General features: G+C 43.2%; 15 protein-coding genes. 11 read left to right on the plus strand and 4 right to left on the minus strand.

The features are described from left to right. The first annotated feature begins 12 nt into the window (after positions 1–12). Positions 13–150 (plus strand): hypothetical protein, encoded by a 138-nt coding sequence (locus WG905_RS09150; RefSeq protein ID WP_339591412.1) that lies wholly within the window; start codon positions 13–15, stop codon positions 148–150. Further along, positions 150–713 carry a DNA-3-methyladenine glycosylase I gene (locus WG905_RS09155; RefSeq protein ID WP_339591413.1) on the plus strand — a complete coding sequence of 188 codons (564 nt, stop codon included), beginning with the start codon at positions 150–152 and terminating at the stop codon, positions 711–713. The genes WG905_RS09150 and WG905_RS09155 overlap by 1 nt, the downstream gene beginning before the upstream one ends. Before the next feature lie 25 nt (positions 714–738). On the opposite strand, the gene WG905_RS09160 is transcribed toward WG905_RS09155, so the two are convergent. Next, complete coding sequence (locus WG905_RS09160) at positions 739–1425, minus strand: hypothetical protein (protein WP_339591414.1); 687 nt, start codon at positions 1423–1425, stop codon at positions 739–741. 141 nt (positions 1426–1566) lie between these two features. Between WG905_RS09160 and polA the strand changes: the two genes are divergently transcribed. Further along, on the plus strand, positions 1567–4380 hold the full coding sequence (gene polA / locus WG905_RS09165; protein WP_339591415.1) for a DNA polymerase I: 2814 nt from the start codon (positions 1567–1569) through the stop codon (positions 4378–4380). 46 nt (positions 4381–4426) lie between these two features. On the opposite strand, the gene WG905_RS09170 is transcribed toward polA, so the two are convergent. Both WG905_RS09170 and WG905_RS09175 read right to left on the minus strand, forming a co-directional pair. Then, entirely contained in the window at positions 4427–5104 is a 678-nt protein-coding gene (locus WG905_RS09170) for a metal-dependent hydrolase (protein ID WP_339591416.1), read from the minus strand. Positions 5105–5113: 9 nt separating this feature from the next. After that, positions 5114–5419 (minus strand): YbaB/EbfC family nucleoid-associated protein, encoded by a 306-nt coding sequence (locus tag WG905_RS09175; protein ID WP_339591417.1) that lies wholly within the window; start codon positions 5417–5419, stop codon positions 5114–5116. Positions 5420–5621: 202 nt separating this feature from the next. Here WG905_RS09175 and WG905_RS09180 point away from each other — a divergent pair, with 202 nt between their 5' ends. Together WG905_RS09180 and WG905_RS09185 are read left to right on the plus strand one after the other, a co-directional pair. Then, positions 5622–6137 (plus strand): RNA polymerase sigma factor, encoded by a 516-nt coding sequence (locus WG905_RS09180; protein WP_339591418.1) that lies wholly within the window; start codon positions 5622–5624, stop codon positions 6135–6137. Then, positions 6115–6732 carry a hypothetical protein gene (locus WG905_RS09185; RefSeq protein ID WP_339591419.1) on the plus strand — a complete coding sequence of 206 codons (618 nt, stop codon included), beginning with the start codon at positions 6115–6117 and terminating at the stop codon, positions 6730–6732. The genes WG905_RS09180 and WG905_RS09185 overlap by 23 nt, the downstream gene beginning before the upstream one ends. Before the next feature lie 240 nt (positions 6733–6972). Here WG905_RS09185 and namA read toward each other — a convergent pair whose 3' ends face one another. Continuing rightward, positions 6973–8049: an NADPH dehydrogenase NamA gene (gene namA, locus WG905_RS09190; RefSeq protein WP_339591420.1), complete on the minus strand. Its 1077-nt coding sequence runs from the start codon at positions 8047–8049 to the stop codon at positions 6973–6975. 352 nt (positions 8050–8401) lie between these two features. On the opposite strand from namA, the gene WG905_RS09195 reads away from it, so the two are divergent. From WG905_RS09195 to WG905_RS09220, 6 genes are all read left to right on the plus strand, one after another. Beyond that, complete coding sequence (locus tag WG905_RS09195; protein WP_339591421.1) at positions 8402–8536, plus strand: hypothetical protein; 135 nt, start codon at positions 8402–8404, stop codon at positions 8534–8536. 87 nt (positions 8537–8623) lie between these two features. Then, the gene (locus WG905_RS09200; protein WP_339591422.1) at positions 8624–9274 is read left to right on the plus strand and encodes a GNAT family N-acetyltransferase; all 651 of its coding nucleotides are present in this window, start codon (positions 8624–8626) and stop codon (positions 9272–9274) included. Positions 9275–9457: 183 nt separating this feature from the next. Then, positions 9458–10651 (plus strand): argininosuccinate synthase, encoded by a 1194-nt coding sequence (gene argG / locus WG905_RS09205; protein ID WP_339591423.1) that lies wholly within the window; start codon positions 9458–9460, stop codon positions 10649–10651. Next, positions 10641–11612, plus strand: a complete 972-nt coding sequence (gene argC, locus WG905_RS09210; protein ID WP_339591424.1) for an N-acetyl-gamma-glutamyl-phosphate reductase — start codon at positions 10641–10643, stop codon at positions 11610–11612. Before argG ends, argC begins: the two co-directional genes overlap by 11 nt. 30 nt (positions 11613–11642) lie before the next feature. Beyond that, positions 11643–12776, plus strand: coding sequence for an aspartate aminotransferase family protein (locus WG905_RS09215; RefSeq protein ID WP_339591425.1), 1134 nt, complete (start codon positions 11643–11645; stop codon positions 12774–12776). Next, positions 12773–13747 (plus strand): Rossmann-fold NAD(P)-binding domain-containing protein, encoded by a 975-nt coding sequence (locus WG905_RS09220; protein WP_339591426.1) that lies wholly within the window; start codon positions 12773–12775, stop codon positions 13745–13747. The genes WG905_RS09215 and WG905_RS09220 overlap by 4 nt, the downstream gene beginning before the upstream one ends. Positions 13748–13764: the final 17 nt, after the last annotated feature.

Consider the following 13764-nt stretch of genomic DNA (forward strand, 5'->3'; position numbering starts at 1 on the left):
TCAACTTATAAAATGGGAAAACTAGTAGAAGAATTTAATGACTATCGCACGAAGATGAACGATAGGATCATGGAGACTGTAGGTGGTTCTATCTTGATCCCTCACTATCGCCGCGCTGTTGAATATTGGGATGAATTAAACCTGGCCTAATGGATACAGAAATTAAACGTTGTTCCTGGTGTGGAACCGATCCTTTATACGTTAAATACCATGATGAAGAATGGGGTAAGCCGGTTTATGATGATAAGGTATTGTTTGAGTTTTTAATTCTTGAAGGTGCCCAGGCGGGCTTAAGCTGGATCACTATCCTGCGGCGGCGCGAAGGTTACCGCAAAGCTTTTGCTGATTTTGATGTGCAAAAGGTTGCCGCTTTCACAGCAGCGGATGAAGAGCGTTTAATGAATGACCCGGGGATCATCAGGAACAAGTTAAAAGTGAAGGCTGCCATCAGCAACGCCAAACTTTTTATTGACCTGCAACAGGAGTTTGGATCTTTTGCAAATTATATGTGGGGGTTTCTGCCGGGTAAAAAGCCGATTTTAAACCAGGTCACTGGCCCTTCTGATATTCCTGCGCGCACAGAATTGTCTGATGCCATCGCCAAGGAGATGAAGAAAAGAGGCTTCAAGTTTTTTGGAACCACCATTTGCTATGCACACATGCAGGCAACGGGAATGGTAAACGATCATTTCATCGATTGCAGCTGCAGGTAAGCCTGCCGTTTCAGCTGCAGAAAAATTACTCGCGCATGGCGTTATAGGCGCTCACAAAGGCCTGAACACTTTTTGCATCGAAGCTTTCTGTCGCTTTAATCCTTTCGGCAAGATCTTCATCGTTGGTTAACTTCTGCAGTAAGATTGTCTTTACCTGCTCGGTTTTACCTTCCGAGTTCCCATCCAGTGGGATAGCCTGCAGCGGGCCGGCACCTAATTTTTCGATGTAATACACCGCACGACGGTTCTTTCCGGTCTTGCCGCCATCACGTCGGCCACCGCCTCCACCAATAGAAATGCCACCGCCAAAGCCAACACCGCCATAACCACCAGATCCTAATCCGACACCAATGGATGGCCTCACCCTTACCCGTTTTTCAGGAGCTTCTTCCACAGAAGTGTTGCCCATGGAGTAAAGGTTAACAGCACCCAGCTCTTCGACTTTGAAAAAACGATGCTCCATTTTTTTCTTTACCACCACAGGTTTGCTCACATAGGTATCCCCGTTCCAAAGAAATTCCTTGATATCTTTCGCTTTATAGTCGGCAACAGTTTTGTCATCCTTCACCAGTCGAACGGTCTCAAAATCGGTGCCCTGAACAGTTCCTCTTACAAAATTTCCATCCGCTATAATGACGGCATCTTGTGCGAAAACTGTGATAACCGGTAACAACAGAAAAACAAACAACAGGACTTTTAAGTATAACTTCATGGTAATTAGGCTAACGTAGTTTTTACTAAATTTGTTATCTGAACAAAAATAAAGATAATAAGGTCAGTTTTAATCGCTATTACTAACTTTGATGAACAACCTGTGCTTTGAACAGGTTTTTGTGGATTGATAATCAATAAAATGAATAAGAAACTTTTCCTCCTTGATGGCATGGCGCTCATCTATAGGGCACATTTTGCGTTAAGTAAGAGCCCAAGGTTTACCTCTACGGGTATAAACACTTCTGCCGTCATGGGTTTTGCAAATACTTTAATGGAGGTGCTGCGCAAAGAAAACCCCACACATATTGCGGTGGTTTTTGATACGGACGCACCTACCGAACGACATACAGATTTCGAAGCTTACAAGGCACATCGCCAGGCGATGCCAGAGGACCTGGTTGCAGCTTTGCCTTATGTTTTTAAGTTGATTGAAGGGTTTAATATCCCGGTGATTACCAAAGATGGTTTCGAGGCCGATGACATCATCGGTACGATGGCCAAGGAGGCCGAGCGACAAGGTTTTACCGTGTTTTGCATGACGCCTGATAAGGATTTTGCGCAACTGGTTTCTGAGAACATTTATGTTTACAAGCCTGCCAGGATGGGTAACGGGATGGAAATTATTGGTGTTCAGGAAGTATTGACCAAATGGGAGATCGAAGATGTTAAACAAGTGATTGATATTTTAGGTCTCTGGGGTGATGCGGTCGACAATATTCCAGGCATACCTGGTATTGGAGAGAAAACCGCTAAGCTCCTGATTAAACAATATGGTTCTGTAGAAAATATAATTGCCAATTCACATGAGTTGAAGGGCAAGCAGCGCGAGAATGTTGAAATGTATGCCGAACAAGGGATAGTTTCTAAAAAGCTGGCGACCATCATCCTTGATGTCCCTGTGGAGTTTGATGAAAATTCCTTGGTCCTGGAACAGCCAAACCGTGAATTATTGGAGCCTTTATTTGCTGAACTGGAATTCAGGACCCTGGGCAAGCGTGTATTTGGGGAAGACTTTACTGTTGGCAGTGCAGATGTCAATGGCTCACGTCAAACTGATCTTTTTGGCCAGGTGGTTGAAGAGGTGGAAAGCAAAACAAAGGTATTTGTGGCGCCACCTTCCATGTTTGAACAGCCGGCCCCAAAAACGATCCTTGATGTGGAGCATGACTACCAATTGGTAGATACTGCTGAGAAAAGACAGGAACTTTTGGCTTTGTTACTGAAACAGGAAAGCGTTTCTTTTGATACAGAAACAACGGGCACTGATGCCAACCTGGCTGAACTGGTTGGTTTATCTTTTTGCCTGGAGCCGGGCTCCGGCTATTATATTCCATTGCCTGCAGACCAGGAGGAAACACAGCGGGTTGTTGATGAATTCAGGCCTGTGCTGGAGAATGAACACATCGCTAAAACCGGTCAGAACCTAAAATATGATATCCTGGTCATGAAATGGTACGGCGTACACATGAAGGGCAGGTTGTTTGACACCATGCTGGCACATTACCTGATCGATCCGGATACCCGTCATAACATGGATTTGCTATCAGAAAACTATTTAAACTACCGTCCTATTTCCATCACCACCTTAATTGGTGCCAAAGGTAAAAACCAAGGCACGATGCGGGATGTGGAAATTGAAAAAGTGGTTGACTATGCCGCGGAGGATGCAGACGTAACTTTGCAGCTGGCCAATATATTTGAGCCGATGCTGAAAGAACTGAATGCACACCAGCTTGCTGTTGATGTAGAAAACCCATTGGTCTATGTTTTAGCAGATATTGAAAAAGAAGGGGTGAAGATTGATGTAGAAACGCTGATGAACTATTCCAAAGAGCTGGAAACGGACATCAGGAGGTTTGAACAGACTGTATTTGATAAATGTGGGGTTACTTTCAACCTATCGTCACCAAAACAATTGGGCGAAGTGCTTTTCGATAAGCTGCAGCTGGATCCTAAAGCCAAGAAAACCAAAACCGGTCAGTATCAAACTGGTGAGGACGTGCTGTTGGCACTGGCTTCAAAAAGCGATGTGGTAAAGGATATCCTCGATTTCCGTCAGCTGCAGAAACTGAAGTCAACTTATGTTGATGCGCTGCCTTTGCTGGTTAACCCTAAGACTGGAAGGGTGCATACCAGCTTTAACCAGGCTGTGGCTGCAACCGGGAGGCTGAGTTCTAACAATCCTAACCTTCAGAATATCCCTATCCGCACAGAAAGGGGCAGGGAGGTGCGTAAAGCATTTATTCCAAGGGATGAAAATCATGTATTGCTGTCGGCAGATTATTCGCAGATAGAACTGCGCATCATCGCGGAGATCAGTAAAGAGGAAAATATGCTGGAAGCCTTCAGTAAAGGGATCGATATCCATACGGCCACAGCGGCAAAAGTGTATGGGCTATCCATTGAAGAGGTAAGTTCAGACCAGCGCCGAAATGCCAAAGCGGTAAACTTCGGTATCATTTACGGACAATCGGCATTTGGTTTATCTCAAAATTTGGGGATTCCACGTAAGGAGGCTGCGGCTATTATTGAGCAGTATTTTACACAGTATCCGGGTATTAAAAGATACATGACAGATACGATGAACTTTGCCCGTGAAAATGGCTTTGTCGAAACCATTATGGGTCGTAGAAGATATCTGCGCGATATTAATTCGGCTAACCAGACGGTAAGAGGTTTTGCAGAGCGAAACGCTATTAATGCACCGATACAAGGCTCTGCTGCAGATTTAATCAAGGTGGCGATGATCAATATTCATCGTGACATACAAAGCAGGGGCTTAAAGTCTAAAATGACGATGCAGGTACATGATGAGCTGGTGTTTGATGTATTGCGGACAGAGGTTGCAGAAATGAAGGAGATCATTGCGCACCGGATGAAAACAGCCATCAAAACTACGGTGCCTATAGAAATTGAAATTGGCGAAGGCGAGAACTGGCTGGAAGCACATTAATTGAATTTAACGATCCCGGAACAGTGTTCCGGGATTAACGTCACTTTTACAATTCAATGGTTTCGCCAATCGCAGGTAAAAACAACTGTTTCTGATCTCTTTTAAATTTGGCTATAGCCTCCTCCTTGTCGATTTTAATCACCGGGAAGGTGTCGTAATGTACACCAATAACCTGGCTGCAATTGATATACTTGGTGGCAATGATGGCATCATCTACATCCATAGTAAAATTACCACCAATCGGCAGAATAGCATAATCCAGCTTATACAAATCGGACAGGATTTTCATGTCTGCATTTAAAGAGGTATCCCCGGCAAAATAAATGGTCTTGCCTGCTGTTTCCAATACAAAACCAGCCGGATTGCCTCCATAGCTGCCATCAGGCATAGAGCTTGAGTGTGTAGCAGTAACCAATCTGAGCGTTCCGAAATCAAACTTATGCTTGCCGAAATTCATGGCATGGATGTTTTCGACGCCCTGTTTTTCTGCCCATTCCATTACTTCTACCATACCAATCACCGTAGCGCCGGTTAAAGACGCCAGCTGCACCAGGTCTGCGATATGATCAGCGTGACCATGACTCACCAGAATATAATCAGCCTTTATGGTATTGATGTCAATATGTGCGGCCAAAGGATTTGGCGTAATGAAAGGATCAAACAAAAATCTGATCCCCCCTGCCTCCAGCAGGAAGCAGGATTGTCCATAATACGTATATCTCATTTTCGTCTATTAAGCGCCAAACATTCCACCCAAGCCACCCAGCATGTCTTTTGTTGCCGATTGCATCTCCGTCGCACTCACCTGATCTGCCTGTACAAGGGCCTTGTTAACTGCGGTAAGCAGCAGTTCTTCAACCTCCTCCTTATCTGCTTGTTTATAAAACGCTTCCTCAATTTCAATGGCGGTAATTACTTTATTAGCTGTAGCTGTAACTTTGATGGCACCACCTTCCACTTCACCGAAAACTGAAATGGTATCTAATCTCTTTTTTATTTCTTCCGCTTTTTGTTGTGCGGCCATTAATTTATCGAACATAGCTTTAGTTTTTATTTTAAAACGAAATTAAGAGAAATTAGTTTAATTTTTTTAAGGATTAGTAAGCATCACCCCAATTACCTGTCCGTTGATGCGATTAGTCTTTACAGATATATTATCTTACAAGGCTGTAATAAAATCAAAATTGTCTTTACTAATACCGTAAAACCAATGCAACCATGAAAAAGACATATTTTAGGCTATGGTAAAGGAAGAAGAGCAATTATTTAATGAGCTCATCAAAGAAAACCATGCAAGCATTTACCGGATTTGCAGGGCTTATCTTTACGATATCTCCCATGCTGATGATCTCTATCAGGAGATTATATTCCAGATCTGGAAGAGCATGAAGAATTTTAAGGGAAAGTCGAAAGCAAGCACCTGGATTTACCGCATTGCCATCAACACTGCAATCAGCTTTAACCTGAAGAACAAGAAACACCAGCACCTTTCCTTACCAGATTCCATGCAGCTGCCCTATGAAGATACCTTGCAAAAAAAAGAGGATGAGGAACAGCAGCTTGGACGGTTAAGGTATTGCATCAGTAAACTGGAGGCGGGCGACCGGCTCATCATTTCTCTGGTGCTGGAGGACAAAAGTTATAAAGAGATTGCGGAAATAACCGGAAATAATATGAACCATGTGGGTGTTAAGATCAATCGCATTAAATCGCGCTTACTTAAACTCATGTCAAATGAATTTAAACATGAATTTTGAAGATATCAAGAAGGACTGGCAAACACAACCTGTGGCTGCCACAGCAGAATCGGTAAAAATAAGGCCTGAATTAAAAAGCAAATGGGAAAAGCATCAACAGCGGGTGCTGAGGACAAATATTTGTATGAGTCTGGGGTTTTTAGCCGCAATGATCGGTATTGCCTGGGTCTATTTCTCTTTTGAGGATGAATACCAGTGGCCATTTAAAGTAAGTGTAGCTGCTTTCTATGTGTTAATGCTGGTATATGCCGCCGTTAGCTGGCGAAGCTATGCCTTTAAAAAAGAGAATTATGAAGACTCCAGTAAGGACTATGTCAACTACCAGATCAGAAAACTAAGCTGGCAACGTAAATTGATCACCACGTATAGTTGGATATACATGGTTTTGTTGTGGGTGGCCCTAACGATGTATATCATTGAAATTACCACTGGTGGGAGCGCTCTTTTCAGGTATTCAGCCCTCGGTATAAGTACCTTGTATATAGTGTCTTTAAACATTTGGAGCAGGAAGAAAAAACAAAGCAAGCAATTAACAGCTATTGATCACCTGACGGCTGATTTTGAAGCGATTAAAAAGAAAATCATTATTGAGTAGGGGTCGTTACCATTTTTAATTGCGCCCAAGAACTCGCAAGCTCAATTTACTGATGTTGGATAAGCTGCTGATTAAAGCGCTCTTGCTGATCAATTGAGGAACATCAAGTGTTAGCTAAACAAGAGCTGTCCACGGCGGCATAACTGTCTATAAGGCTGTATTTGTTATTGTTCCTTTAGTTATTTTCAATGTTATGGTAATGATAGGGTAACACTGCTGTATCGATAAAATTGATGTTGCTTAAACTTTTTGTCGTGGTTTAGCCCTGTCGTACTGCAAAGGCCATTTAACTTTATCACCCAGCTGCACTGCTGCATGCAATGGGAAATAAGGATCACGCAGAAGTTCGCGCGCCAGGAAGATAAGGTCCGCCTGGCCCTTGCTCAGAATTTCTTCTGCCTGCATGGCTTCAGTAATTAAACCAACAGCACCTGTAGGCAGGCCTGTTTCCTGCCTGATCCGTTCGGAAAATTGCACCTGGTAACCTGGAAACAGCGGGATTTGCTGTTGCTCAGCTAAACCTCCGGATGAACAGTCGATCAGGTCTATGCCTTTATCTTTTAGCAAAGCGACAAGCCGTACCGAATCATCAGCTGTCCAGCCACCTTCAACCCAGTCGGTCGCAGAAATACGTACAAACAAAGGGTTTTCTGCCGGCCAAACTTCTTGTACGCTCGCTAAGATTTCCAACAGGAAACGGATGCGGTTTTCAAAGTTCCCTCCGTACTCGTCGCTGCGGTGGTTGCTCAATGGCGATAAGAACTGGTGGATGAGATAACCATGCGCGGCATGTATTTCTATCACTTTAAAGCCTGCAGTTAAAGAACGGAGGGCGGCCGCTTTAAAATCATCCTTTACTTTTTGTATGCCCTCCAGGTCTAAAGCAACAGGCGCAGCATCACCTTCATGGAAAGGGATAGCGCTGGCGGAAACCGTTTGCCACCCACCCTGCGCCGGGGTTACCTGTCGCCCGCCTTCCCATGGCGGCGTACTGCTGGCTTTCCGCCCTGCATGTGCAAGCTGTATGCCGGCAATGGCACCATGTTGATGAATAAAATCGTTAATCTTTCGGTACATGTCTACATGTTCATCCTTCCAGATGCCCAGATCACTGGCAGAAATCCGTCCTTCGGGCGACACCGCACTGGCTTCCTGGATGATCAATGCGGCACCGCCAATAGCACGGCTACCCAGGTGCACCAGGTGCCAGTCGTTAGCAAACCCATCTTCCGCAGTATACTGGCACATTGGAGAAACGACTATTCTATTTTTCAGGGTAACATTCTTGATTGGATAAGGAGAGAAGAGTAATGACATAAACACGTTTTCAGCTGTATATTATTTGTTTTTCAAGACAATGAAGCTATCATCAGCTTATCATAATTGCTTTTTGAAAGCCGCAAGCTTCTAATGGTTTGAGCAAATTAACAATATATGAGTTTATTTGTTCAAATATTGTGTAACTTCAAGTATATTTATTGAAAGAACAGACATAAGGTGACTCGGGGAAACAGGCTAAAAAGCAACCATTTAACCCAAACTAAGAAAGGCTATTTTTCGAGATCAACGATATATGAAGAAAATGTAAAATAATAAAAAAATATTGCACAACTCAATATTTATTTAAACCTTTGCGTTTCATTAATTTAAAGAGGGAAACACACAGAAAATGAGCAACCAACGCAGACATAAACTATCCATCGTGGAAGCAAAAAATATTGCCTCCAGAAGCTTGTTTATTGAGCGTTTGCAACCCGTGTTTTTTGTGACGACCCACCGGCAAAATTATACACCCCGTATTTGAGTAAAATCTACGCTCAAATCCTTAGAGGTAGTGTTCCTCTTCAAAACCAATTAATCCGATTTTTTATCTTTTTTTCGTTATCTATTAATGAATATAAACGATTTTGTAGTGCAGGTTGCACTTCCTGAACATCGTGTTTTTGCAGAAGAAATCTGTGAAGAAATGGCTGAGTCTGCTAAAGCCCGTGGGACGGGTATAGCCAAGCGCTCTCCTGATTATGTTGCCGGTAAAATTCTTGATGGTAAAGCTGTGATAGCCTTTCATAAGGATGGCAGCTGGGCAGGTTTCTGTTATATTGAAACCTGGAGTCACGGTATGTTTGTGGCCAATTCTGGGCTGATTGTTAGTCCGCATTATAGAAAAGTGGGCCTTGCAAACGCCATTAAGCACAAAATATTCGAATTATCGCGTATCAAATACCCTAAAGCCAAGATCTTTGGTTTGACAACGGGCCTTGCGGTGATGAAAATTAACTCTGACCTGGGCTATGAGCCTGTTACTTATTCGGAACTTACACAAGATGAAGAATTTTGGAAAGGTTGTCAGAGCTGTGTTAACTTCGAGATCCTGAAGAGTAAGGAACGTAAGAACTGCATGTGCACAGCCATGTTGTACGATCCGGCAACACAGAAACATGAAGTGGCTAAAAAGTTCGCCGAGGAGCTGGAAAGAAAACCTAAGCTTTACGAACGTTTTATGCGCATCAAGCAGAGACTGGTGATCAGGAATAAAACTTGAACGCAACGGCTGATTAAATTGTCGTCATTTTGAAAATTATCGTCGTCGATGACACCGTTCATTGATCTATTTATAAGAAATCTTGTAATTTAGACCCTGAAATAAGTTCAGGGTGACGAAATCAACAAGCAATAAATAAGCTCATGATAGCTTCGTTACCTTTAAAAACAAATACACATAAGAATGAAAAAGAAAGTTGTTTTAGCTTTTAGCGGAGGTTTAGATACCTCATTTTGCTGCATTTATCTTGCACAGGACCGCGGTCTGGAAGTCCATTCTGTTATTGTTAACACAGGCGGTTTCTCAGAAAAGGAATTACAGGAAATTGAAACACGGGCTTATGCTTTAGGTGTAACCTCTCATGCTGTAGTTGATGAAACAACTAATTATTACGATAGCTGCATTAAATACCTTGTTTTTGGTAATGTGTTAAAAAATGCGACTTACCCGCTGTCGGTAAGTGCAGAGCGTGTGAGCCAGGCTACGGCTATCGCTAATTATGTAAAAAAAATAGGTGCAGATTATGTTGCTCATGGTAGTACCGGTGCTGGAAACGACCAGGTGCGTTTTGACATGATCTTTAATATCATCATTCCCAATGTGGAAATTATTACGCCGATCAGGGACCTTAAGTTATCCCGTGAGGCAGAAATTGAATACCTGGCCAACCATGGTGTAGAATATAGCGCCGAAAAAGCAAGATATTCTATCAATAAAGGCCTTTGGGGAACTTCTGTTGGTGGCAAGGAAACTTTAACCTCCAATGAAACTTTACCAGAAGAAGCATGGCCAACACAGGTTACAGCAACTGAAGCCCGTAAACTGGAGCTTACTTTCGAAAAAGGTGAACTTGTGGCGCTTGATGGGGAAAGCATGGATCCCGTAACAGCGATACAGCAATTGCAGGCCATTGCACAACCTTATGGTATTGGGCGCGACATCCATGTTGGTGATACCATTATTGGCATCAAAGGCCGTGTAGGTTTTGAAGCTGCGGCTCCAATGGTAATCATTAAAGCACACCATACTTTAGAAAAACATACCTTAACCAAATGGCAACTATCCTGGAAAGAACAACTGTCTTCTTTTTACGGTAACTGGCTACATGAAGGACAATTCCATGATCCCATCATGCGCAATATTGAAGCTTTTTTAGCAGATACCCAAAAAACAGTAAGTGGTAAGGTATTTGTAGAATTGTTGCCTTATCGTTTCCAGATCATTGGAATTGAATCAGCACATGACTTAATGAGCAATAAATTCGGTAGCTACGGCGAGATGAACAATTCATGGAGTGGCGAAGATGTAAAAGGCTTCTCTAAAATTTTTGGCAACCAGGTGATGATCTGGCATAAAGTGAATAGCGATGAAGATTAGGGCCGGAATTGTAGGCGGTGCAGGTTATACTGGCGGCGAAATGCTCCGCCTGTTGATCAACCACTCCGCTGTAGAAATTGCTTTTGTGTTGAGCAGCAGCAATGAAGGTAACCCTGTTGCTGCCGTACATACCGATCTTATCGGGGATACAGATTTGCGTTTCTCAGGTGAGCTGTTGCAGGATATTGATGTTTTATTCTTATGTGTGGGCCATGGGGATGCTAAAAAATACCTTGATGCCAACCCCATCAACCCATCCGTAAAAATTATCGACCTGAGCCAGGATTTCAGGCTGAAAGCTCATGCCGCTTCAAAATGGGTTTACGGCTTGCCGGAATTAAACCGTGATGCCATCAAATCGGCTACACATATTGCTAACCCCGGTTGTTTTGCGACTTGTATCCAGCTTGGCCTTCTGCCACTGGCTGCTGCAGGACTACTGAAAGGGGAGGTGCATATCAATGCCACCACAGGATCAACTGGCGCCGGACAAAGTCTGTCTACCACTTCGCACTTTAGCTGGAGAACGAACAACCTGTCGGTTTATAAAGCTTTTGATCATCAGCATTTAAATGAAATCGGCGAAAGCCTGTTGCAGCTGGATGCTGCGTTTGACAGCAGTCTAAGCTTCATCCCGCAGCGTGGTGCTTTTCCTCGTGGTATTCTTGCTTCCATGTATACCGAATCTTCCCTTTCTGCTGAGGAACTGGAAAAACTGTATGAGGATTTTTATGCTGATCAGGAATTTACACATTACAGCAAGAAGAACGTAGACTTGAAACAAGTGGTGAATACCAATAAAGCATTGGTACATGTAGAAAAACAGGGTTCGAAAGTTTTCATTGTTTGTGTAATTGATAATTTATTGAAGGGGGCAAGCGGACAAGCGGTTCAGAACATGAACCTGATGTTTGGTTTACCAGAACGGCAGGGCTTGTCACTTAAAGCGACTGCATTCTAACTTAATTTAACCCCTTATAAGCCTTTTAAAATGAACCTATTTGATGTATACCCACTAAATAATATAGAAATTGTTAAAGCTGAAGGCAGCACCGTTTGGGATGCCGAAGGACAAGAATATTTAGATTTATACGGCGGTCATGCCGTAATCTCCATCGGGCATACCCACCCGCATTACGTTAAAAGAATTACCGACCAGCTTCAAAAGGTAGGTTTTTACTCCAATTCGGTTAAAATACCGATCCAAAATGCCCTGGCAGAGAAATTAGGCCAGGTATCCGGCAAAGCCGATTACCAGCTCTTTTTGTGTAACTCCGGTGCCGAAGCCAATGAAAATGCTTTAAAATTAGCATCTTTCTATAATGGCAGGAAAAAAATCATTGCCTTTTCAGGCGCCTTTCACGGAAGGACTTCCCTTGCTGTTTCAGCAACAGATAATCCAAAAATTATTGCGGCGGTAAATGAAACTGACAATATTGTTTTTCTGCCGCACAATGATGTGGCCGCATTGGAAAATGCATTCCAGCAATCTGGTGATGAAATTGCAGCAGTGATTATTGAGGGTGTACAAGGGGTTGGGGGCATAAAAGAAGCCTCCATTTCTTTTTTACAAGCTATTCGCCGTTTATGTGATGCGCATAATGCCGTTTACATTGCCGATAGCGTTCAATGTGGCTATGGCAGGACCGGCGATTTTTATTCGCATGATTATGCAGGTGTGGAAGCTGATATTTATACCATGGCAAAAGGCATGGGCAATGGTTTTCCGATTGGCGGAATCAGCATTGCACCAAAGTTTAAACCATGGCATGGGATGTTGGGGACTACTTTTGGTGGTAACCACCTGGCTTGTGCCGCAGCGCTTGCTGTTTTGGAAGTGATGGAACAGGACCAACTGATGGAAAATGCCAAGGCTGTAGGAAGCTTCCTGATTGAAGAATTAAAGAAAATTGAAGGGATCATCGAAGTACGTGGAAGGGGATTGATGATTGGTATTGAACTGCCGGCAGATAAACCTGACGTGAAAAAGAACCTTTTGTTTAAACATCATATTTTTACGGGTGAAGCAAAACCCAATGTGATCAGGTTATTACCTGCGTTAAATTTAACCATGGAACAGGCTGGTCAATTTTTAGAAAACTTTAAAATTGCTTTAAAAGGATGAAACAATTCACTTCAGTAAATGATGTCGAGGATATCAACCAATTGGTACAGGCGGCCCTGGCCTTAAAAAATAATCCCTATGCTGATCAGCAGCTGGGAAAAAATAAAACCCTCGGACTGGTTTTCTTGAACCCTAGTCTGCGTACCCGTTTAAGCACCCAGAAAGCGGCCATCAATTTAGGGATGTCTGTTATGGTGATGAACATGGATAAAGAAGGTTGGGCACTGGAAACGCAGGATGGTGTGGTGATGAACGGAAGCACTGTAGAGCATATCCGTGAAGCAGCAGCAGTGATGGGTCAATATTGCGATATCCTCGGCTTGCGTTCTTTCCCTAAATTGCAGAACAGGGATGAAGATTACAGTGAAGATTTCTTTAATAAATTTATAGAATATTGTGGAGTACCTGTGGTAAGTCTGGAAAGTGCAACCAGGCATCCTTTACAAAGTCTGGCAGATTTAGTAACCATCACGGAAACGTGGAAAGGGGAGGGCAAACCGAAAGTTGTTTTGGCATGGGCACCTCATATCAAGCCTTTGCCACAGGCAGTACCAAATTCTTTTGCTGAATGGATGTGTAAGGCACAGGAGGAAGGGCTTGTCGATTTCACGATTGCATATCCCCCAGGTTTTGAGCTGAATGAAGACTTTACGCCGGGTGCTAAACTAACGCAGGACCTGGACGAAGCGTTAACTGGAGCGGATTATGTATACGTTAAAAATTGGTCGAGTTACCAGGACTATGGTAAAGTGTTGCCCTTTCCAGATGGCTGGATGCTGACCAATGATAAATTGAAAATTACCAATGATGCTAAAGTGATGCATTGTTTACCGGTAAGGCGGGACCTTGAATTGTCGGCTGAAGTACTGGACGGGCCGCATTCATTGGTTATTCATGAAGCGGGAAACCGTTTATGGGCTGCGCAGGCCGTTTTGAAAGACCTCTTACAAACTTTATCTTCGACTCCTTAATGACTTTAACTTAAATA

This window comes from Pedobacter immunditicola, assembly GCF_037482985.1.
Lineage (GTDB): Bacteria > Bacteroidota > Bacteroidia > Sphingobacteriales > Sphingobacteriaceae > Pedobacter > Pedobacter immunditicola.